At 43.2% G+C, this 19223-nt stretch carries 25 protein-coding genes; 21 read left to right on the forward strand and 4 right to left on the reverse strand.

Annotated elements, in window-relative coordinates; genetic code table 11:
* Window positions 1-852: 852 nt before the first annotated feature.
* The 21 genes from SG35_RS00350 (at window position 853) to SG35_RS00450 (ending at window position 12328) form a co-directional block, all read left to right on the forward strand.
* Entirely contained in the window at window positions 853-1194 is a 342-nt protein-coding gene (locus SG35_RS00350; RefSeq protein ID WP_044835230.1) for a nuclear transport factor 2 family protein, read from the forward strand.
* 8 nt (window positions 1195-1202) lie between these two features.
* Complete coding sequence (locus tag SG35_RS00355) at window positions 1203-2447, forward strand: HlyD family secretion protein (RefSeq protein ID WP_044835231.1); 1245 nt, start codon at window positions 1203-1205, stop codon at window positions 2445-2447.
* Complete coding sequence (locus SG35_RS00360) at window positions 2447-4663, forward strand: peptidase domain-containing ABC transporter (protein ID WP_044835232.1); 2217 nt, start codon at window positions 2447-2449, stop codon at window positions 4661-4663. Before SG35_RS00355 ends, SG35_RS00360 begins: the two co-directional genes overlap by 1 nt.
* A gap of 1610 nt (window positions 4664-6273) precedes the next feature.
* A complete protein-coding gene (locus tag SG35_RS00365; RefSeq protein WP_160298357.1) occupies window positions 6274-6423 on the forward strand; it encodes a hypothetical protein in 150 nt (49 codons plus the stop codon).
* Between the two features lie 41 nt (window positions 6424-6464).
* Window positions 6465-6614: a hypothetical protein gene (locus SG35_RS00370; protein ID WP_160298358.1), complete on the forward strand. Its 150-nt coding sequence runs from the start codon at window positions 6465-6467 to the stop codon at window positions 6612-6614.
* Between the two features lie 41 nt (window positions 6615-6655).
* A complete protein-coding gene (locus tag SG35_RS00375; protein WP_160298359.1) occupies window positions 6656-6805 on the forward strand; it encodes a hypothetical protein in 150 nt (49 codons plus the stop codon).
* 41 nt (window positions 6806-6846) lie between these two features.
* Window positions 6847-6990 carry a hypothetical protein gene (locus SG35_RS00380; RefSeq protein ID WP_160298360.1) on the forward strand — a complete coding sequence of 48 codons (144 nt, stop codon included), beginning with the start codon at window positions 6847-6849 and terminating at the stop codon, window positions 6988-6990.
* A gap of 48 nt (window positions 6991-7038) precedes the next feature.
* On the forward strand, window positions 7039-7197 hold the full coding sequence (locus SG35_RS00385) for a hypothetical protein (RefSeq protein ID WP_160298361.1): 159 nt from the start codon (window positions 7039-7041) through the stop codon (window positions 7195-7197).
* Window positions 7198-7228: 31 nt separating this feature from the next.
* On the forward strand, window positions 7229-7372 hold the full coding sequence (locus SG35_RS00390; RefSeq protein WP_160298362.1) for a hypothetical protein: 144 nt from the start codon (window positions 7229-7231) through the stop codon (window positions 7370-7372).
* Window positions 7373-7402: 30 nt separating this feature from the next.
* Complete coding sequence (locus SG35_RS00395; RefSeq protein WP_160298363.1) at window positions 7403-7552, forward strand: hypothetical protein; 150 nt, start codon at window positions 7403-7405, stop codon at window positions 7550-7552.
* A gap of 11 nt (window positions 7553-7563) precedes the next feature.
* A complete protein-coding gene (locus tag SG35_RS00400) occupies window positions 7564-7710 on the forward strand; it encodes a hypothetical protein (RefSeq protein ID WP_160298364.1) in 147 nt (48 codons plus the stop codon).
* A gap of 250 nt (window positions 7711-7960) precedes the next feature.
* Window positions 7961-8107: a hypothetical protein gene (locus SG35_RS00405; protein ID WP_160298365.1), complete on the forward strand. Its 147-nt coding sequence runs from the start codon at window positions 7961-7963 to the stop codon at window positions 8105-8107.
* 94 nt (window positions 8108-8201) lie between these two features.
* Complete coding sequence (locus SG35_RS00410; protein ID WP_160298366.1) at window positions 8202-8348, forward strand: hypothetical protein; 147 nt, start codon at window positions 8202-8204, stop codon at window positions 8346-8348.
* 99 nt (window positions 8349-8447) lie between these two features.
* On the forward strand, window positions 8448-8585 hold the full coding sequence (locus tag SG35_RS00415) for a hypothetical protein (RefSeq protein ID WP_160298367.1): 138 nt from the start codon (window positions 8448-8450) through the stop codon (window positions 8583-8585).
* Between the two features lie 75 nt (window positions 8586-8660).
* Window positions 8661-8924, forward strand: a complete 264-nt coding sequence (locus SG35_RS00420) for a hypothetical protein (protein ID WP_152646780.1) — start codon at window positions 8661-8663, stop codon at window positions 8922-8924.
* A 1226-nt stretch (window positions 8925-10150) separates the two neighbouring features.
* On the forward strand, window positions 10151-10324 hold the full coding sequence (locus tag SG35_RS00425) for a hypothetical protein (protein WP_160298369.1): 174 nt from the start codon (window positions 10151-10153) through the stop codon (window positions 10322-10324).
* Between the two features lie 23 nt (window positions 10325-10347).
* A complete protein-coding gene (locus SG35_RS00430; RefSeq protein WP_044835233.1) occupies window positions 10348-11262 on the forward strand; it encodes an ATP-grasp domain-containing protein in 915 nt (304 codons plus the stop codon).
* Between the two features lie 155 nt (window positions 11263-11417).
* A complete protein-coding gene (locus SG35_RS00435; RefSeq protein ID WP_160298370.1) occupies window positions 11418-11570 on the forward strand; it encodes a hypothetical protein in 153 nt (50 codons plus the stop codon).
* Window positions 11571-11651: 81 nt separating this feature from the next.
* Window positions 11652-11804 (forward strand): hypothetical protein, encoded by a 153-nt coding sequence (locus SG35_RS00440; RefSeq protein WP_160298371.1) that lies wholly within the window; start codon window positions 11652-11654, stop codon window positions 11802-11804.
* Between the two features lie 78 nt (window positions 11805-11882).
* Window positions 11883-12038 carry a hypothetical protein gene (locus SG35_RS00445; protein WP_160298372.1) on the forward strand — a complete coding sequence of 52 codons (156 nt, stop codon included), beginning with the start codon at window positions 11883-11885 and terminating at the stop codon, window positions 12036-12038.
* A 128-nt stretch (window positions 12039-12166) separates the two neighbouring features.
* Window positions 12167-12328 carry a hypothetical protein gene (locus tag SG35_RS00450; RefSeq protein WP_160298373.1) on the forward strand — a complete coding sequence of 54 codons (162 nt, stop codon included), beginning with the start codon at window positions 12167-12169 and terminating at the stop codon, window positions 12326-12328.
* A 147-nt stretch (window positions 12329-12475) separates the two neighbouring features.
* On the opposite strand, the gene SG35_RS00455 is transcribed toward SG35_RS00450, so the two are convergent.
* The 4 genes from SG35_RS00455 to SG35_RS00470 form a co-directional block, all read right to left on the reverse strand.
* Entirely contained in the window at window positions 12476-13351 is an 876-nt protein-coding gene (locus SG35_RS00455; RefSeq protein WP_044835234.1) for an endonuclease/exonuclease/phosphatase family protein, read from the reverse strand.
* 220 nt (window positions 13352-13571) lie between these two features.
* The gene (locus tag SG35_RS00460) at window positions 13572-14396 is read right to left on the reverse strand and encodes a nidogen-like domain-containing protein (protein WP_044835235.1); all 825 of its coding nucleotides are present in this window, start codon (window positions 14394-14396) and stop codon (window positions 13572-13574) included.
* A gap of 278 nt (window positions 14397-14674) precedes the next feature.
* A complete protein-coding gene (locus SG35_RS00465) occupies window positions 14675-15547 on the reverse strand; it encodes a DUF6933 domain-containing protein (RefSeq protein ID WP_053043347.1) in 873 nt (290 codons plus the stop codon).
* A gap of 404 nt (window positions 15548-15951) precedes the next feature.
* Window positions 15952-19200: a CHAT domain-containing protein gene (locus SG35_RS00470; RefSeq protein WP_044835236.1), complete on the reverse strand. Its 3249-nt coding sequence runs from the start codon at window positions 19198-19200 to the stop codon at window positions 15952-15954.
* Window positions 19201-19223: the final 23 nt, after the last annotated feature.

Consider the following 19223-nt stretch of genomic DNA (forward strand, 5'->3'; position numbering starts at 1 on the left):
TTTTACAGCTGGTAAATGTTATCTATAAATGAAATTAACTTTGAGGTAGTGACTTCTGCTTGCTCAAATGTTGTATCTAAGGCTCTGCGGTTGTTATTTGATAAAAAGTCTGGCTTTAGTATTATCCTTTCTACAGGGCAAGCTTAGGGTGGCCCTGTCTTTATTCTCATGTTTCCTTTTAAGCATAATTGCTTAGCTGAGCTTATGTAGTGAAATGGTGAGTGTCCTACTTCTTCTTTTATACTCTAGGCTGGCATCCTTATTATTTATCTGTAGTCTTGCCTGTTTCCAAATCGCCACTAATAGCGGTAGTTCGTAGTGCACCTTAGCCTGACAAGTTCAGACCATATTTATTCTTTTGTGAATGAAGCTGTGTGTTATCGCTTTATGGGGGTCTTAGTTGATCCCGGGAAACTCACTGCGCCCTTGTTCTGTGGTTGTTATTTCATCAAAGTGATGAGGGGGCTTGTCTGGTTATTACTTTTATACACAGGGGGGAGATTTTATTTAGTTGATAGTGGTAAAGGCTCCTTATTAAGCCATATAAATAGCTTTTCAAAACATTACTCTTAAATAACGTTTCGTGTTATCTGTTTGTATTTTATTGGTTTTTGTTTTTGTTTTTGCATTGACTCCTGAATTTGACTGCCAAGTAAAAAACTCACAATATGCTCCCGGCAAAGAAAGTGCTTTGTGCAAAGTAAGGTTGTCGCCTTGGGGTGATAAAAAGATTTCACAATAAATTACTGTTACTGAGAAAAAGGCGTTACAGGCATCAAAAACGATAAATGTATTTACGCAAACATTGAATTTTGTTGTTCCTGGTAACAAACGAGCTCAGCGGAGAAGAATATGACAATTAACGAATATTTCAGTCATTACTATGGAATTATCAGTAACGGAAATTTAGAAGAGCTTGATCAGTTTTTTCATGAAGACTCCCCTTTCCTTAACGGGGTAAAACAACAATATGAAGCGATGAGAAAACAGCTTGATATTAATATTCAGATCCAGGCGATAGAGCTGGTGGCCAAGCAGGATGACTTGTTGGTGATCCGCGATCGGGTGTTATTCGAGGGTGAGCAAGAAGGCAATAGCATGAAAAACCAAAGCGGTAACCTTCATGTGATGACGAAAACATCGAATGACTGGAAACTACAATCAACCACGTGCTTGTCTGTTGAGTGTCTTTGAGGTGACAGATGTCTGATTTATTTCGAAAAGAAGCAATAAAACATCAGGGACAAAAACTCGATGGTGATGTCACCCTGGCGACGCATATGTCATTTAATGTCATTGCGGTGTTAATCGTGATCATAGTAGCGGTAGGCTTTACCTATTTACTATTAGGTGAATATCATCGTAAGGAGGCGGTATCCGGCTATTTAAGGCCGAATACCGGACTCAGTAAAATCTATCCGGTGGCGCCGGGCACCATAGATGAAATGTATGTTGAGGAAGGAGACCTGGTTGAAAAGGGGCAGTTGTTGGCCCGGTTAAGAATGGATCGCCACCTTAGCTCAGGTAAAGAGTATAACAACAGCATTATTGAGGAGCTGCTTACGCAAAAGAATTTGATCGGCGCGAATGTTAGTTCCCAGCAGCAATTATTTGAAGTCGATCTGCAAAATAACAAAGTGCAGATGGAAAATAGCAAAGCGAAGTTATTGCAAACGCAAAACCAGCAAAAGTTATTGAAAGAGCGCTTAGAGCTTGGCAAGAAAAAGCTTGATGATACCGCTTCTTTAATCAAAAGCGGCTTTGTATCCCAGCGTGAATATCAGGATCAGCAGGATGCTTATTTAGCATTGAAACAACAAGTGGAAGATATTCAAGCCCAGGTATTATCGCAGAAGCAAGAGTTAAGTCAGTACCGCTTTCAGGCAAAACAAATGCCGATTGAACATAAAGAGCAAATAGGACAATTAAAGTCCCAGTTAGCCGGTATCAACCAGGAAATCTCCCAGGCTGACGCTCAACGCAGTTTAGATATCCGCAGTAATCGGCGCGGTACCGTGACTAATTTACTGGTGAATGTCGGCATGATGGCGCAAAGCAATTATCCGTTAATGACGATATTACCTGAAGAGGCAAAATTAGAGGCAGTACTTTATGTACCGACACGAGCTTATGGTTTTGTAAAAGAAGGTCAGAAAACACGCATTCGTTATCAGGCGTTTCCCTATCAGCGCTTTGGTATCTACCAGGGAAAAATAGAAAAAGTGTCTAAGTCGGTGTTGTTACCCAATGAAGCGAATTTACCGGTGAGCTTACAGGAGCCGGTTTATCAGGTGGTGGTCGATATAGAGCAACAAGAGGCCATTGCCTACGGACTGGAAGTGCCGTTACAGGCTGGCATGTTGTTGGAGGCCGATATCATGGTAGACAGTCGCTCGTTATTTGAATGGTTATTCGAACCCATTTACAGCATTAAAGGAGATATCTGATGGAAAACCCCAGGCATCTATTAAAATTCAGCGGATTAAAGCGTTTGCCGATCATACTGCAAACGGAAGGCGCCGAGTGTGGCTTAGCTTGTATTGCTATGGTGGCAGGCTACCACGGATATAAAACCGACTTAACCCAGTTGCGTCAGTCGCATGCCATTTCGATGAAAGGGGCCAACCTGGAAGAGCTGATGCAAATTGCAGATAAACTGCATTTAAGCAGCAGGGCATTAAGGCTTGAATTGGAGCATTTACCGCAACTGAAAACCCCGTGTATTTTGCACTGGGATATGAACCACTTTGTGGTGCTGAAAAAAGTAAGCAAAAACAGCGTTGAAATTCATGATCCTGGGGTAGGGGAACGCCGCTACACCATGGAAGAGTTTTCAAAACATTTCACCGGCGTGGCATTAGAATTATCGCCGACCAAAGAGTTTACCTCTGAAGATAACCGGGTCAGTATGCGACTGTCAGATTTCTGGGGCACGATTACCGGGTTGAAATCAACCTTGACTAAAGTGTTTATCTTGTCGGTATTACTGCAGGCTTTTGCCATTGCCAGCCCTTATTATATGCAGTTGGTGGTGGATGATGTCATTTTAAGTTATGACAAGAATCTACTGGCGGTACTGGGAATAGGTTTTGGTCTGCTGATGTTGATTGAAATGATCACCGGTGCGGTCAGAAGTATCTTATTTCTGCATTTCGGGAATTTGATGAGTATCCAGTTGGGTGCCAACTTATTCCATCATCTGGTGCGTTTGCCGTTGCAGTACTTTGAAAAACGCCATATTGGTGATGTCGTCTCCCGCTTCGGCTCCTTGCAGCAAGTAAAAGAATTACTGACCAAGGGGGTGATTGAAGCGGTGATTGATGGCCTGATGGCGCTTACAACTTTAGTGATGATTTTTCTTTATAGCCCGAAACTGTCGGCTGTAGTGGTGATTGCCATTGTGCTGTATGCCTTGTTCAGAATTGCCATGTATCGGCCGTTAAGGCAAATGTCGGAAGAGGTGATCGTTAACCAGGCGAAAGAGCAGTCAAACTTTATGGAAACGGTGCGTGGCATTCAAACGATTAAGTTATTTGGCCGTGAAGTGCAAAGACAAGGGGTTTGGCACAATAAATATGCCGACAGTTTGAATTCAGGGATCCGGGTTGGCCACTTAAATATTGGTTATGAAGCCTTTAATAAGCTGATTTTCGGCCTTGAAAATGTGATTGTGGTTTATTTTGCCGCCATCCTGGTGATGGATGGGGACTTGTCGGTTGGTATGCTGTTTGCCTTTATGGCCTATAAACGCCAGTTTACCGAGAAAATGGGTAGTCTCATTGAAAAAATTATTGAATTTAAAATGTTGAGTTTACATTTTAATCGTTTGGCAGATATTTCTCTCACTGAAAAAGAGGGGAGCCTGCAAAGTACTGCCAGTGGCCGTGAAATATCAGGCGGTATCGAATTAGACAATGTGACCTATCGCTACGATGAAAAGGAAGCGCCGGTTTTTAGAAACTTAAACTTGAAGATCACAGCCGGTGAATCTGTGGCGATTATTGGTCCTTCAGGTTGTGGTAAGACTACCTTAGCGAAAATCATGCTGGGCTTGTTTGAGGCTGAAAGCGGTAAAGTCGAGGTTGACGGGCTTGATATCAGGCAACTGGGATTAAGTGAATACCGCAAGCAAATTGCCGCTGTCATGCAGGATGATCAGCTACTTTCCGGCTCTATTGCCGATAACATCAGCTTTTATGATCCCGAATTGAATATGGCACAAGTCGAATGGGCGGCGAAAATTGCCGCTATTGATAAAGACATTATGAAAATGACCATGGGCTATAACACCTTGGTTGGTGATATGGGAGCGGCACTTTCCGGCGGACAAATACAGCGCCTGTTGTTAGCACGTGCGCTGTACCGTAAACCTAAAATCCTCTTTATGGATGAAGCCACCAGTAACCTGGATACTTCACTGGAAGCTTCTGTAAATGATGCGGTGAGAGATTTAGATATTACCCGGATCATTATTGCCCATAGGCCGGAAACGATAGCCAGTGCCGACAGGGTGATAGCACTGCGTTACGGTAAAATTGTTGATGTTGACAAACCGGTATTAGGCAAGGAGCGAACAGCGCGGCAGCTGGTTAAGCTAGACGTCAGCGATGTGGAAGCAACCACGCAAGTTGAACCTTTAGGGTGTGATTTTGTACTGGCTTAAGCACCGGTAGGTAAGTTATATCTCGTCACTGGCGATAAAGTGATTGTCGGTGATGGGAAGCTTAATGTAGAGAGTTTATTGAGGCCGTTTACAGGTATTTCAGCCTTTTGTCATCGGCTGCTATATGGGGAAAGTCTTTTGTATTCTCAGATTTAGGTATTGAAGGTTGCTTGCGGCCTTGTTATGCCGATAGCGGGTTTGTCAAAGCCCGTTATTGAGATAACAAGCTCTGTTAGGGTTTTTAGCTTAGCTTTTTTAACTGGGTTGATAGTACATCGACATTGATTATCTTGGCGGATTTAATCAAGAAACGTTACTCCCTTGACGGGAGAGATAATCGACAACTCAAATAGGTAATAAGGATTGTGCGGGATGTGAATTTACATCTCATGGTGAAAATTACTTTCACCCACCTCAGTAACTCTATAGCTAAGTTAACCGTCGAAACGGCGGTTTTCGCGGGGAGGAAACATTCCCCTTATTGTATATGGTTATCTGGATAATACGGTAAGTAACCAGACGGCATAAAAAGGTCAGTTTTTATGTTGTTTGAGAGTGCGCGTGTCGATGTAAGTCTTTGAATTTGATGGGTAAAATTCAAATTTAGGGTTGACGTCCCTAACAAGTTTTAGTAGTATGTAGGCATTGGTTATCTTGGCGGATTTAATCAATAACGGTGATCCCTTTGACGGGGAGATAACCGGCAGTTCCAAAAATATGTAATAAGGTTTGTGCGAGATGAAAGTCAATTCCTTCATCTCACTTTTAGCAAAGAAAAAAAGAGAGATATCATGAAAAACTTACATTCAAAACACTTAAAAACAGTAACGGGTGGTTTGGCCTATACCGGCGGCGACTACTTTGAGTATCTACGCATGATGGAAGAAAACCCTTTTTTATTAAGCGTTTAAGTTCTACGGGCGGATACTGGTCGTATAGATACGACCTGAAAAGACCTGAAAACTACAGGCATTGATTCTCTTGGCGGAGTTAATCAATGAGGTTATCCCTTTGGCGGGTGAGATAACGGACCTATCAAAACATGTAATAAGGTTTGTGCGAGATGAAAGTCAATTCCTTCATCTCACTTTTAGCAGAGAAAAAAAGAGAGATATCATGAAAAATTTACATTCAAAACACTTAAAAACAGTAACGGGTGGTTTGGCCTATACCGGCGGCGACTACTTGGAGTATCAACGCATGATGCAAGAAAACCCTTTTTTATTCAAAGTTTAAGTTCTAGGGAAGGATGCTGGTCGTATAGATACGGGCAGAAAACGACAAATATTGATCCTCTTGGCGGAGCTGATCAATATCCGGTTATTTCCCTGAGAGAGGAATAACCAAGATATCAAAATATGTAATAAGGCTGTGCGGGATGACTTTTCATGACTCATCTCAGGTTAACAACTGAATAACTGTTTGTCACTGGGCGTGAAATCAGTATTGATTTTCTTGTCTTTGAGCCGGGTTACCGGTGGTTATAAGTTTGTCTATCTTAAGTCTTTAAATTAAAAAGAAAAAAATAGCTTGGCTCGTATGGTGACATCGTCAACTACATAATTAACCCGGTGCTCTTAGCAAGCATCCGGCATTGAAAAGGAAAGGTAATGAGAGAGTTAACACTTAGTGAAAAACAACAAGCTCAAGGTGGCGTAGTTTTTGTCGCTTATTTTGCTGCGGCGTATGTTGGCACGTTTGCCGCGAGTGCTGGTTTTGCTTATGGCGCAGTAGAAGCGATGGCCAGAAGTAAAGAGTGATATTAATTAACCATTTAAAGTAATTTCTGAGGAGAAAACCAATGAGAGAATTAACGGTAATTGAAAAACAACAAGCCCAGGGTGGCGTAGTTTTTGTCGCTTATTTTGCTGCGGCGTATGTTGGCACGTTTGCCGCGAGTGCTGGCTTTGCTTATGGCGCAGTAGAAGCGATGGCCAAAAATAAAGAGTGATATTAATTAACCATTTAAAGTAATTTCTGAGGAGAAAACCAATGAGAGAATTAACGGTAATTGAAAAACAGGAAGCCCAGGGTGGCGTAGTTTTTGTCGCTTATTTTGCTGCGGCCTATGTAGGCACATTTGCTGCCAGCGCTGGTTTTGCCTATGGCGCAGTAGAAGCGATGGCCAAAAATAAAGAGTGATATTAATTAACCATTTAAAGTGATTTCTGAGGAGAAAACCAATGAGAGAATTAACGGTAATTGAAAAACAGGAAGCCCAGGGGGGCGTAGTATTTGTCGCTTATTTTGCTGCGGCGTATATCGGCACGTTTGCCGCGAGTGCTGGCTTTGCTTATGGCGCAGTAGAAGCGATGTCAAAAAAATAAATAGTGATACTAATTAACAGCTTAAAGTAATTTGTGAGGAGAAGAGTAATGAGAGAGTTAACGGTAATTGAAAAACAGGAAGCTCAGGGTGGCGTAGTATTTGTCGCTTATTTTGCTGCGGCCTATGTTGGCACATTTGCTGCCAGTGCTGGTTTTGCCTATGGCGCAGTAGAAGCGATGACCAGAAGTAAAAATGAAATTAATTAATAATTTAAAGTAAGTTTAGAGGAAAAAACCAATGAAAGTATTAACTCAACAGGAAGCAGGTTCGATCAATGGCGGGATAGCCTTTATCCCGGCAGCCATCTATGCGGCACGTGGTGCCGTGGCCTTATACGGCTTGTTTGAGGCTGGCCGGTACGCAGCCAATGAAATTTATTAACAGTTTGCTATAAAAATTAGGAGAAAAGCAATGAGAACATTAACTCAACAAGAAGCTGGTTCGGTCGATGGCGGCCTGGCCTTTATCCCGGCAGCCATCTATGCAGCACGTGGTGCCGTGGCCTTATATGGCTTGTTTGAGGCTGGCCGATACGCAGCCAATGAAATTTATAAAGATTAGGAGAATTATCAATGAGAGAATTAGCAATTCATGAAGTGAATAATGTCGATGGCGGTATTCTTCCGGCACTGGTTGCCGCTGGTTATGCCGCACGCGGTGCAGTGGCTTTATACGGTATATTTGAAGCTGCCAGATATGCAGCCAATGAAATTTATTAATTGATAATATCGTTGTCAATAATAGCTATCTGAGAGCTCATTGCAGCGGAAGTGGATGATAGCAATGGTAGCGTAATTCCCGTTTATGCTGCCGTTGTCACCCTAAGGCACGCCGCAGGCGGTGTGACATTAGTGGTCATGCAACATAAAGCTAAAGTAAGAGTGTTACGGCAAGAGCCTGATATTTGGGGATCTGTCTTCACACAATTAAACCGGTTAAATAATGCCGGATATTTACAAAGGAAAAGTCATGAGAGAATTAAAAGTATCTGAAGCAAATGATGTTAATGGTGGTTTGCTGCCCGTTTATGCTGCTGTTGTTGCTCTAGAGTATGCAGCTGGTGGAGCGACATTAAGCGTTATGGCATATAAAGCTTATAAGAATTTCACAGCATAAATCGTCAATATTTATAACAGGTTGACGCGTCCCGTCAGCCGTAATATTTATCCCGGTGACTTTATAAGCACCGAATATATATAAAGGAAAAATCATGAGAGAATTAAAAGTATCTGAAGCAAATGACGTTAATGGTGGCTTGCTGCCCGCTTATGCAGCTGTTGTTGCGCTAGAATATGCCGCTGGTGGAGCGACATTAGGTGTTATGGTGCATAAAGCTTATAAGTATTTCACCGAGTAAATCGGCAATATGCATGGCAGGTTAGCCTTTATAATGGCACCTGCCATGTGTAACTAACAGGATAACATTACAGCAGCGGATATTGGAAAAGGAAAAATCATGAAAGAATTCAAAGTATTTGAAGTGAAAAGTGTGCATGGTGGTGTACTTCCGTTTATTACTGCCACTTTTTATGCGCTAGAAGAAATTGCTGTTATTGCTACATTAGCTGTCATGATACATATCTTATTTAATTAAAGGTCAATTAAGTCTTGAACAGCTGATATTAGAGATAAATTCGCTGTCATCAATTTATTAATAAAAGGTAGCAAAATGTTATTTCAAAAATCAAACCGAATGTTTGTATGCTTTATGTTATTAGTCAGCACTCTTTGCTTGGTGGGATGGTTAGTGCTTGTTATTAGCTTATTAAATGGGGCATTTCCATTTAGTTTTGATAACTATGAAACAAGGCTAATATGTATAACACCGATATTTACGGTCCCAACATTCTTGCGGATGTATAAAAACTACCAATCGGGAGCTGATGCGGATCCGTTAAGTAAAAAAAACTCTGCCGGTGGTTCTTCCAAGTAATATATAAAAATCAATATCATGAGATGGTAGGTTTTTATGTAAATGACCGTTTCTTATCATTTGATTCGGTTATCAAACAAGATCATGAATAGACTCATGGCTTGTTTTCAATCCTGAATTGAGATTGTCCACTTTTTTGCTATCCGGTGTAAGGTCAAGGAAAGAATCTTCCCCACCGAGTTATCAGTGAGTGTCCAGGGAAGTACGCCTGCATTTAAAAATAACCACAGGCAACTTAGCTTCGTTATTCATTAACGGAGCTCACCATGAAACATAGCACTGGTAAAAATTGATAGATGAACAGCCCTATAACGGCTTGAGCATTGCTGCTTTTTGTAAGCAACATCTGCTTAACCGTAACCTTTTATTTTCCGCAAAACGCAAAGCAATAATCAGCCCCGCGGTCAAAATTAAATAAGTGCCGCTGCATCTTGGTCTGGTAGCCAAAAATATTGTCATGGCCAGCTTGTTCGGTTTAATCATTATCGCTTGCCGTTATACCGTAAAGAAAGCCTATTTAAGCAATATGGCATTGCCCTAAACCGAAAAAACATGGCTAACAGGATGCTCAAGAGTCGTGACCAGCTTACGGCGCTCTATCACGGCTGCGGGGATCTCTGCTCTAACGAAGCGTTATTCAGGCAGACGAGGCAGTTTAAATATCTTAAGTGAACATCTGGCGAAATAACAGTGGCAGAAAACCTCAATTCTTTGAAGGCAACAGAGGAAAATATCCCATATTTTTCTGAGCTTGTCTGTGTCTGGTAAACCTGGTTCTGGCTAGCAATGTTGTTCTGCATGACAAAGTGAATGGGCATAGTTTAATAACTTATTTGCACTTTCACCCGATTGGCCGTTAGTAAGGCCAATTTAGGGGCCATTTTTATTCATACCTTGTTGTTGCTTTCTGCTTTATTCTCCAGGGGTGAAATAGCCTGATTTTTGCGTTTTACTTTAGTGTTATTAATTCATATTAAAGCCAATGAAGCTATTATTTGTTGATAATGTTTCACATTAAGTTATTGTTTTTATTTGGTTATTTGTTGGTTTTTGATGGTTTGCTTTTTTATTTCTTTCAGGAGAAGATGAGCCTCGTTGAAACAAGGCTGAGCATTCACATTGAATAAAGAAGCACATAAACATTAACAAGAAAATGCAGTAGAAATAGTAAATACCCATTTGAGCCTGTGTTTACTATTCATAGACAAGTAATAGCTGAGGTAAACATGGCAAAAAATAATTATTCAGATGAAGTCTTAACAGGCTTTCTTAAAAAAGAGATTTCTATGGATTTCATTGATGCAGTAAATGACGACTGCGGTGAGATGTTATTGCATTGCACAATCCATAATACCTGCCACGGCGATGGCAACTCTTTTGATTTAGATTCAGTTTATTAATTTGTTAGCAAGGTATTAGAGTAATGCACCATATTATTATGGGTCATCATCAGGACCCCCACAGTCAATATATGATGGAAAAGTTTGCCCAACGCGGCCTTTCTGCTCATCTTTTTGAGACACATGATTTTCCTAAAGCGGTACAGTTTACCTTTTCGCCAAATAATGGTGAAGGGTATCTCATTCTCAATGATGGTAGCCGTTTGAACTTTGACGAAATTAAATCTGTTTACTGGCGGAATTTTTGTGGAGTAACGGATGAATCAACCAAGAAAAACTTTACCACCATAGATGATATTTCGGCACGGGACAGCATGGCATGTTTGCGCACCTGGTTTGATTTAAATAATCAAACCACCTGGGTAAACGGCTGGCAGGCGTATCAGCATCACAAAGAAAAACCCCTGCAATTATTCAAGGTGAAAAATTTAGGGGTAAACATTCCACAAACCTATGTGGGCAATGATTTAGATGAGATCCGTCGTTGTTATAGTGCTTTTGGCAAAAGCATTTTTAAACCGGTTTTTGGCGGCGCCCATACCGAAATGTTAACGGATGCGCATTTAGAGTCTACCCGGGTAAGGGAAGCGTTAACAAAGTCACCTATTACCGTACAAGAGTTTATTCCTGGCACTAACATTCGTACTTATGTTATCGGCGACAAAGTGTTCTCTGCTGAGTTGCGCAGTGACAGCGCCGACTTTAGGGAAGATGAAGATGTCGAGCTTATCGTGATAGATACGCCGCCAGCTATTGCCGAGCAGGCGTTAAAAATTGCCCGGTGTCTGTATTTGAACTGGACCGCCATTGATTGGCGTCGTGATAGTCAGGGCAATTATTATTTTCTGGAAGCGAATCCTTCACCTATGTTCATAGGGTTCGAAAAAAAATCAGGTATTGCTATCAGCGATCACTTGATTGATTTTATGGAAAAATAGCGAGGGATCGGTTGTTAATGTGTTTCGGTGGTAATTGCCGACAATGCATTCATCGTAACTTGTAATAAGGAAAAGCTGTATTTTTTCTGGCGGGAAAAGTACTGCGCTTAAAAATCAAAAAAATTAACTTTAATTAACAACAAAGAGGAAAAAAAATGCATCCATTTTCATTAGAAAAAATAAATGTTAGAGCTGTTAGTGGTGGAGTCAGCAATTCGACAAACGTATTTGACGGTCCTATCACCTGGGGCATCAATGAAGGCGGAGATAGCCCATTTATTCCGTTTCCCGAGATTGGCAGGCAGTAACCTTGTTTGGCTAATGGGGTGGTTAATGAATAGCCATACCAGAGCATCTTTAGGAAATTAATCCATTCATTAGGAAAAATTATGCATCCATTTTCATTAAAAAAAGAACACATTCAAGCAGTAACCGGTGGTAAACCTGACATGAATGTTACCCATAGTACAAAAGAAAGCGGTGATCCGATCACCCTGTCGATCCCGGAAGACGGTTATGATCCTCGTCCTGAAGTCATGTAAATAAAGCGTTTCTGGCGGGAAATACTTTACAGAACAAGTTTTTAAAGCAATTAATTAATAACGTAATAAGGAAACATTATGCATCCATTTTCATTGAAAAAAGAAAGTACTCAAGCCGTAACCGGTGGTCTCTCTATTCCTGGTCTTTCTGAATACTTAAAAGAAGACGGCGGGCCGATCACTATGGCGATCCCGGAAGGCGGTTACGATCCACGCGATTTTGTTATCTCATAAGCTCGCTAACTTTTTCTGGCGGGAAAAAGAAAGCACAGCATAAATCACAATCAGGGCGTGCCGAACCGGGGTAAACATTAACTGCGGGGCACGTTCCTGCTATCAACTAAAAGTAATAAGGAAAAATAATGCATCCATTTTCATTAAAAAAAGAAAACATTGAGCAGGTAACCGGCGGGCTAACTTTTGATGCGAGCAGTAATTTACCGCCCGTCATCACAACGCCACCTATTATTGGCGGTGGCACAACCACAGTGTTGGGCGAATGTGGTTATAATCCACTGAGCTAAATCGCACAAGGGCTGTGTTTAAAAGCCAAGAGTGACAGATGAGAACTGGTAGCCGATAGGGCCAAATCTCGCTACCAGTTCAGAACTTTTTAATCATTTTCTTTTCAGGCTGATCTTTCAAGGTGCGGATTATTGCTTGCCGCTTTGTTAGGGCTTAGTCTTGGTAATCTCAAAATATAAATAGCAATGATCTGAATAACCTTCAATCCACTTGTCCTGCTCTTCAATACTTGCCTGATCGACCCAGCCGCGTATATCTACTTCAGACTGGCCGCTTTTAAAGCTGAGATCGCCTTCATTAACCGGCAATTTGTTATGCCAGAGCCGGGTTTTTAAATGCTTGGAGAGGAGCACCTGATCTAAATCTGCTGCCGGGTAGCGGCTGTTGGAACCGTTAGACCAGGTATTGGGGCAGGTTTTCGATAAACGGCGCATGCCGACGGATTTACGGTGCAGATATTGATCCAACCTTCCCAACTCGGCAGTGGCGGGTATATCGTGTTTCTTGCCGCTGTAGTTCATGCCCATGGTATTAAAATCCCCCAGGACAATAAAATTCGCTTTTTGATTACCTACCGCCACCTTATCCAGTTTTCTTTTTAACTTATAGATACTGGCAAATTGTACGTCCCGGATCCCTAAACCGATTGGCGTACTCTGGCTTTTCAGGTGCAGGAACATCAAACTATAGTCCTGTCCTTCTACCCTGACCGACAGCATGGCACCGGGCCTGAGGTAGCTGTAAGCGGATTTGAATTCAACCCGCTGGCTGAAAAAGGCGGTAAATTTATGTTTCACCGCCACTAAGATTTCCTGGGTTTGCGGCCCTTCTGTGATATGGAAGGAATAACCCGGCAGCTCGGTTAACAGGCTGTGGTACACGGTTTTTCCTTCGACTTCGTATAAGGCAAAGATGTCGGGATTTTCAAACTTGATGGTGTTGACGATGCGAAAGAGGCGATCGGGACGTTTGCCTTTAAGGTGTTCGATATTCCAGGACAAAACAGAAAAAGCTTTCGGCATGGGGATAACGTCAGTGGTCTGTGTGTTGTTAAACGTTAGCACGCGTTGAGTGACTTTTCCTGTTTCTTCATCATAAAGACGGTGGCGGCAACAGTAAGAAAGTTTTATCTTGCTTGAGGTAAGCAGTGATGGGGGCAGGAGAGGAATGGTCCGGTTAAAGAAAGTGTGGGGGCATAACCGGACCCTGGAAACTTGTGGCGAGTATTATCGCTTCAAATAATTAACCTTGAAATTTACGGCGTCCCAGCAAGCCGCACAGGGCTAAACCGAAAATAGCTAAAGTAGAAGGCTCAGGTACTTCACTGACAATACCGTTGCGTACTTCATACACGTATAAACCGTCCACGCCGACATTGGAGTTGGACGGCATATTCAGCATACCGTCCTGGTTGCCTGAGTGGTTGATTTCACTAAAGTCTGTACCATTGCCAGAGTTCCAGCCTGCACGGGCTACCGTGCCGCCAACACCGTTGCTGCCGCCACTGGAATCACCTGTGGTCCAGTTGATGGTTTCGTAGCGGAACTCAATATTAAAGTCGCCATTGCCTTTATCGATCAATGCCAGCTGGAAGCTGTTTACCAGCTCATTGTGTTGAGAAAAATAACCGACATCATCCCAGGTGACGGTGAAAATATTATTCACATCATCCAGATCCCAGTATACCAGGTTGCTGCCGGTAGAATTGCCGCCGGGTGAGGCCGTTGTGGCGCCGGCGCGGGTGTCAACATCGGCAAAGAAAGGAGCGATGATCGGGTTGTCGGTTGCGCCGGTTAACGCATATGGCGTGAAAGTCCCGAGACGCTCGGCAAAGGTGACATTGCCGTTATTGTTGACGTAAAGGCTGCTGTAGTTGGTACCGAAAAAGTCCAGTCCGCCGGACAGGGCCGGAGTAATATCAATTAAACCCGAAGAGCCGTCATCATTTGCCGGCAGGACATTTTCACCGAAACCGGCGCTACCGCCTAAGCCGGATACGATAGGGGTAGCCAGTACCGAAGAAGAAGCAAAGACCAGGGCAGAGCATAACAGAGACTTAAAACGCATTAGTAAATCCTTAATATAATGGTGTTATTATTTTTTAATAAACAAGTTGTTACTTGATTGTTGTCGCTGTGTTAGCAACAGCTGTGCCCGTTTTTTAAATTGCTTATAAAACAGTTGTTTAACTGTGTGTGGTCTGACCTGTCGTGGTTGGCTGTAAAATAATTAGACAGGAAAAATTTTTCGTTTTCTTAGGGTTATGAGAGAGATGCCCGGAGGTTAGCACCCGGGCTTGATAGTGCAAGGGAGGCGCTGCTGCAACCTGAGCGGTGCAACAGCTGTTAATGTTTGTTTTTGGAAAAATCCACGCGGATAACATTGTTTTTGTTTTCAGCAGCCGGTTTGCCGTTAATCCGGCTCATCAAAATGGCCTCAACTTCGCTATTGATATGCTCGGTTTCAATGGGGTCTGCAACCACATCAAACATGCTGTTATGCATGGCCTGGTAACGGGCCTTTTCCTTTTCCTGCAATTCCTTGATGAGTGCATCCGCCTGCGTTTGACTGACTTCGCTATATTGGCACAGCCATTGATGTAAAAAGGTCTGCAATGGCACAAAATAGCCTTTTTTTCCTTTTTGGTTTCTGATGGTATTGTTGATATAACAGTCGAAAGCAATCAAGTCTATGCCTGCGGGCAGTGCGCCCATCTCATCTGCTGTCATTTCAATATGCCAGCCGACATCATTGATATGGCTTTGAACGCTGCGGTCTCCCCGCAGGTAAAAGGCGTTGCCGCTATGAGCATGGGAGTATCGTTCAAGGCTGGCATCGATAATATAGGGGTCTGTGCTCACCTGCGGTATCAGCTCCCGGATATGAAAATGTAAATGCTGTTCAAACATTTGTAAAAAGGCGATTTGATTGCCTTTTTTTAAGCCGGTAAAAGTCATGGCAAAGCGGCTGTGATAATCCATTAATATCAGCACATTTTTGCGTTTAACCTTGATGGCGTGTACCAACCAGTGCCATTGATTATTAGCCGGTTTTACCGCTTTAAGGGGGTTCACAGCAGTTGCCGCTTGCCGGCTTTTTGCCTGCAGTGCTGCGGCGATGGTCTTCTCCGGGGGCGGCGCCAGGGGAGATATTTTTGCGCCTTGGCGCATGGTGGTAAAAAATTCTGCTGCTGCCTTGGTGCAATTAAACACTAGCATATTGGATTATCCTTGTTAAACACGTCTGCTCAGTATGGCAATAAAACCGGGTTATTGTTGATGGCGGCAAGCTTTATTGCGGCCGATGTTGTCGCTGCCGGTTAGTGTTATGTTTTATTATTTTGATAACAGGTAGCAGACAAAAGCAGGCAAGGTATTAAGAATGCAATTATTCCGTGACATGTTTGCTAGTCACTATAAAGTGTATTGGCTGAATTTCTGTCAGTAAAGGGATATTTCAGCCATTAAAACAGCTTTACACGGCAGGGCTTAGGCTGATTTGTTTGCGGTGTTTGGCCGGATTGCCGGTGATTAAGCCTGATGAGGTTAATTTATCCCTTGTTTATCCTTCGAAATCTCAGGTTCTGGCCGGCTCGGGCAGACGCGAAGATCACCGAGTACGGCTATAAAGTTTTAGGGCTGAAGCTTATTGACTGCTCAGGGCTTACGGTATTGAGGACATAAGCTGCCCAGTAAAAAGGGTGATTGTAAGTCGGGATGGTTCTCATATCATTTTGTGCGGCGCGCAGGGCTTGATCAACCTCACCAAGCTGTTTCAATCGATGATAGAATAACTGCATGAATTTTGCGGAGGCCTTGTCGGCCACCGGCCATAATGTCGAGATCACATGTTTTGCTCCCTGCGAGATAAACCCCCGCGACAGGCCCAGCATGCCTTCACCGTCCATGCTTTTTCCCATACCGGTATCGCAGCCGCTGATGACCACTAACTCATTATTAAAGCGGAAACTAAAGAGTTCGGTCAGGGTAATAAACCCCGGCTCATACTCCCCCTGTTTGTCATTTGCCGATAAGGCGAAACCTATGTTATCCGGGTTAAGCGAATGAAAATAGCCGTGTGAAGCTATATGCAAAATCCGGGCATGGCGTACTTCTGGACTCCTCAAGTTCGTGCGGTTGGCCGCTGCGCCTGTATAAATCTGATAGTGCTCTTTCGCGAAGATTTTTTCCAGGTTGCCGGCTTCACGGGCGGTCCAGGGTAAGTGAGGTAAATTACGTGACCAGCTTTGCAAGGGGGCTTTGTTTGCCGGATATTCGTATTGATTCTTCACTAGCGGCGAGAGTTGCGGATCGGCAAACATGGCAAGATCTAAAGCATAGCTGTCGCCATTGCCATTATTCTTACTCATAAAATAACTGGAGATAGAGGGCACTACCTGTAAATTAAACTTTGAGCTTAAGGGTTTATAAGCCGGTAAAGCACTGATAACAGGCAGGGCAGAAAAAGGAAGAGCATGCAGATTACGATGCAGCACCAGGATAAGATCTTGAGTGTCATCCGGAATAGATAGTGGCGCCAGTAATAATTCCGATAATGAATGCAGTGTTTGATAGGGGGATGAATTGAGATCTGCCAGCTGACTTCTTGCTTGCTGAATTAATTTATTTAAATTCTCGGGGGCGCCGAGGTGGTGTAAGGCAATATTTGATTTGGTCATGGTGAGCGCATATACGGCCTTTTTTAAGGTGAGATAATAAAGTACCGTTTGTTGCTTTCTCAGCTTTTCCTGTATTTGTTTATATTTGAGTACCGGCGGGATAGGGGCATTCTTTTTATCGTTTAACCGGGCAAAGTTTAATAATTCATGTTCATGATAAAAGCTAAGGGGCAAAGGGGTATAACTGCTATTCGAGCTGTGATTGGCATGGCTGTCGGCGAGCTCACTCAGTGTGATTAAATGATCTGTCGCTTTATTTTTTTGCCCCTGCTCATCAGAAAGAGCAAATTCTTGTCTTAAGGTTATCGCACGGGATCTCTCTAACACATTAAGCACTTGATATAGCTGTACGCTATCGTTGTTTTTTAGGTATTGATTAAGAAAAATTTCGGCGACATTCAGAAATATGCCATGGGTGATTTTGCTCCAGGCCGGCCCCAGACGCTCCGCCTCCAGATGTTGATGAAGTTGCTCTACTTCTTTCAGGGCTTTTTGTCCGTATGCTAACGCCTCTGTGGGATTACCGAGGGCTTTGTATATCTGCATGGTTTCATTGAGTATTTTTATATGCAGGCTTGGATTTCGTGAAGACAGAGAATACTTTAGTGCCGTTTTAATATTCGCCAGTGCCTTATCGAGTTTACCCTCCCGATAATTAAGTTTGGCATATTGGTTGAGTACCAGAGAGTATAAGCCGCTGTCCTGGCCAATATCCGGCGCTAACTTCTCTATGATTGACTCTGTGGTTTTTCTGGCATCCCTGATTCTGCCTAAATGGATATAGTCTTCAGCAAGTTCATATTGTGCTGTTAGCAATAGTTCCCGGTTATTTTCCTCGATAGCACTACGGATACATAGATTGTGATTAATTAAAGCCGTTTGTGGCCTGCCCATCAGCCGCTGGCTATTTCCTAAACTACATTGCAATTGCGATAAACGAAATCGTGATGACTGGCCTTGTCCTGCAATCTCTAACGCCTTCTTTAGAAAACTTTCAGATTTCTGGTAGTCCCCCAAGTGTTGATAAATCCTGCCCAGATTGGTGTATATGACCTGCAGCCTGAAGGGAGTGCCTTTGCGGGCGATTAAATCCAAAGCTTGCCAGTAATGCTCCCGGGCTTTTCGTAAACTGCCGATGCGTTGGTATAGAGTGCCCATATTGTTTTCAATATAAATTAACTCCAACCAGTCACCGGCATTTTTTGCATAATTACGGGCCAGTTTATGCTCGTTAATGGAGGTGTTGATGTATTGCGCCCTTACTCGTCCGGAGGTGAGTTTGCTTGCCAGCAGGTAAACGTAACCCAAATTGTTATAAATGGCGCCTAAAAGTTGTGCATCATTGCCTGCCAATATCTGGGCTTCGTTTAGCAGGGTTTCGCCGTTCTTGATTTGTCCGTCCATCAAATAAGCTTCGGCGAGCCAGTTCTTCAGGTCGGCGATATCTTTTGCTGAGGCGGATTGTTCCTGAACCAGAAGCGATTCTGCTATGGTGACGGCATCGCTGAGGGGGGTTATGGCTGCTTTTTGTTTATTTTGCCTGATCAGGACTTTACCTTTTCCCCAGAGAGCGGAGTAGCCCAGGAAACTTTTTGCCGGCACTTTGGCCGATAGTGCTTTTGCTAAGGCCAGGGCGCTGTTGTATTGGTAATTGACGATTTTGGCATTGAGGCTATAAAGGCGCGCATGGTTGGATAAGTCAAACTTTGTGATGTCGAGCTTGGCCACCTGATCAAAGTAGGCGGATGCCAGTAATCTGGAGAGTTCGGTGTCTTCCGACCAGGCGCGGGCGGCTTTATCCATAAGCTCTATGGCATGGATGAGGTCGCTGTTTGCGTTTTTGACCTGGCTGATGTGATAGCTGCCTGTTGCGGCATCTTGATACCGGCTAAAAAAACATAGCTTAACGCCGGTCTTTTTTTTACCTGGCTTGATATAAATAAATTCATAACCATTGCGCCCGGAAGGTGTGTTGCTGCGGATTTCCCGGTTATTGAGCTTGCGGATAACGTGAATATCAAGATCATCTTGTTTAATGAGCAGCAGCAAAGGGGCATTTGCCGGTAGCTGGCTTTGATACTCTCCGAGTGGCTTTTGTCCCTGGCTATTGCTGGAACAGGCAAAACCTGCTCCAGGATAGGCTATGACTACCCCTAATAACCAATAAAGCATGCCGGGATAATAGCTAGCCATAATCAGTTGTCAGCAACCTTCTC

The organism is Thalassomonas actiniarum (genome assembly GCF_000948975.2).
Taxonomy (GTDB): Bacteria; Pseudomonadota; Gammaproteobacteria; order Enterobacterales; family Alteromonadaceae; genus Thalassomonas; species Thalassomonas actiniarum.

Coding starts and splice junctions, on each gene's coding strand:
- SG35_RS00350 (WP_044835230.1), top strand. CDS start 853: ATGACAATTAACGAATATTTCAGTCATTACTATGGAATTATCAGTAAC.
- SG35_RS00355 (WP_044835231.1), top strand. CDS start 1,203: ATGTCTGATTTATTTCGAAAAGAAGCAATAAAACATCAGGGACAAAAA.
- SG35_RS00360 (WP_044835232.1), top strand. CDS start 2,447: ATGGAAAACCCCAGGCATCTATTAAAATTCAGCGGATTAAAGCGTTTG.
- SG35_RS00365 (WP_160298357.1), top strand. CDS start 6,274: ATGAGAGAGTTAACACTTAGTGAAAAACAACAAGCTCAAGGTGGCGTA.
- SG35_RS00370 (WP_160298358.1), top strand. CDS start 6,465: ATGAGAGAATTAACGGTAATTGAAAAACAACAAGCCCAGGGTGGCGTA.
- SG35_RS00375 (WP_160298359.1), top strand. CDS start 6,656: ATGAGAGAATTAACGGTAATTGAAAAACAGGAAGCCCAGGGTGGCGTA.
- SG35_RS00380 (WP_160298360.1), top strand. CDS start 6,847: ATGAGAGAATTAACGGTAATTGAAAAACAGGAAGCCCAGGGGGGCGTA.
- SG35_RS00385 (WP_160298361.1), top strand. CDS start 7,039: ATGAGAGAGTTAACGGTAATTGAAAAACAGGAAGCTCAGGGTGGCGTA.
- SG35_RS00390 (WP_160298362.1), top strand. CDS start 7,229: ATGAAAGTATTAACTCAACAGGAAGCAGGTTCGATCAATGGCGGGATA.
- SG35_RS00395 (WP_160298363.1), top strand. CDS start 7,403: ATGAGAACATTAACTCAACAAGAAGCTGGTTCGGTCGATGGCGGCCTG.
- SG35_RS00400 (WP_160298364.1), top strand. CDS start 7,564: ATGAGAGAATTAGCAATTCATGAAGTGAATAATGTCGATGGCGGTATT.
- SG35_RS00405 (WP_160298365.1), top strand. CDS start 7,961: ATGAGAGAATTAAAAGTATCTGAAGCAAATGATGTTAATGGTGGTTTG.
- SG35_RS00410 (WP_160298366.1), top strand. CDS start 8,202: ATGAGAGAATTAAAAGTATCTGAAGCAAATGACGTTAATGGTGGCTTG.
- SG35_RS00415 (WP_160298367.1), top strand. CDS start 8,448: ATGAAAGAATTCAAAGTATTTGAAGTGAAAAGTGTGCATGGTGGTGTA.
- SG35_RS00420 (WP_152646780.1), top strand. CDS start 8,661: ATGTTATTTCAAAAATCAAACCGAATGTTTGTATGCTTTATGTTATTA.
- SG35_RS00425 (WP_160298369.1), top strand. CDS start 10,151: ATGGCAAAAAATAATTATTCAGATGAAGTCTTAACAGGCTTTCTTAAA.
- SG35_RS00430 (WP_044835233.1), top strand. CDS start 10,348: ATGCACCATATTATTATGGGTCATCATCAGGACCCCCACAGTCAATAT.
- SG35_RS00435 (WP_160298370.1), top strand. CDS start 11,418: ATGCATCCATTTTCATTAGAAAAAATAAATGTTAGAGCTGTTAGTGGT.
- SG35_RS00440 (WP_160298371.1), top strand. CDS start 11,652: ATGCATCCATTTTCATTAAAAAAAGAACACATTCAAGCAGTAACCGGT.
- SG35_RS00445 (WP_160298372.1), top strand. CDS start 11,883: ATGCATCCATTTTCATTGAAAAAAGAAAGTACTCAAGCCGTAACCGGT.
- SG35_RS00450 (WP_160298373.1), top strand. CDS start 12,167: ATGCATCCATTTTCATTAAAAAAAGAAAACATTGAGCAGGTAACCGGC.
- SG35_RS00455 (WP_044835234.1), bottom strand. CDS start 13,351: ATGCCGAAAGCTTTTTCTGTTTTGTCCTGGAATATCGAACACCTTAAA.
- SG35_RS00460 (WP_044835235.1), bottom strand. CDS start 14,396: ATGCGTTTTAAGTCTCTGTTATGCTCTGCCCTGGTCTTTGCTTCTTCT.
- SG35_RS00465 (WP_053043347.1), bottom strand. CDS start 15,547: ATGCTAGTGTTTAATTGCACCAAGGCAGCAGCAGAATTTTTTACCACC.
- SG35_RS00470 (WP_044835236.1), bottom strand. CDS start 19,200: ATGGCTAGCTATTATCCCGGCATGCTTTATTGGTTATTAGGGGTAGTC.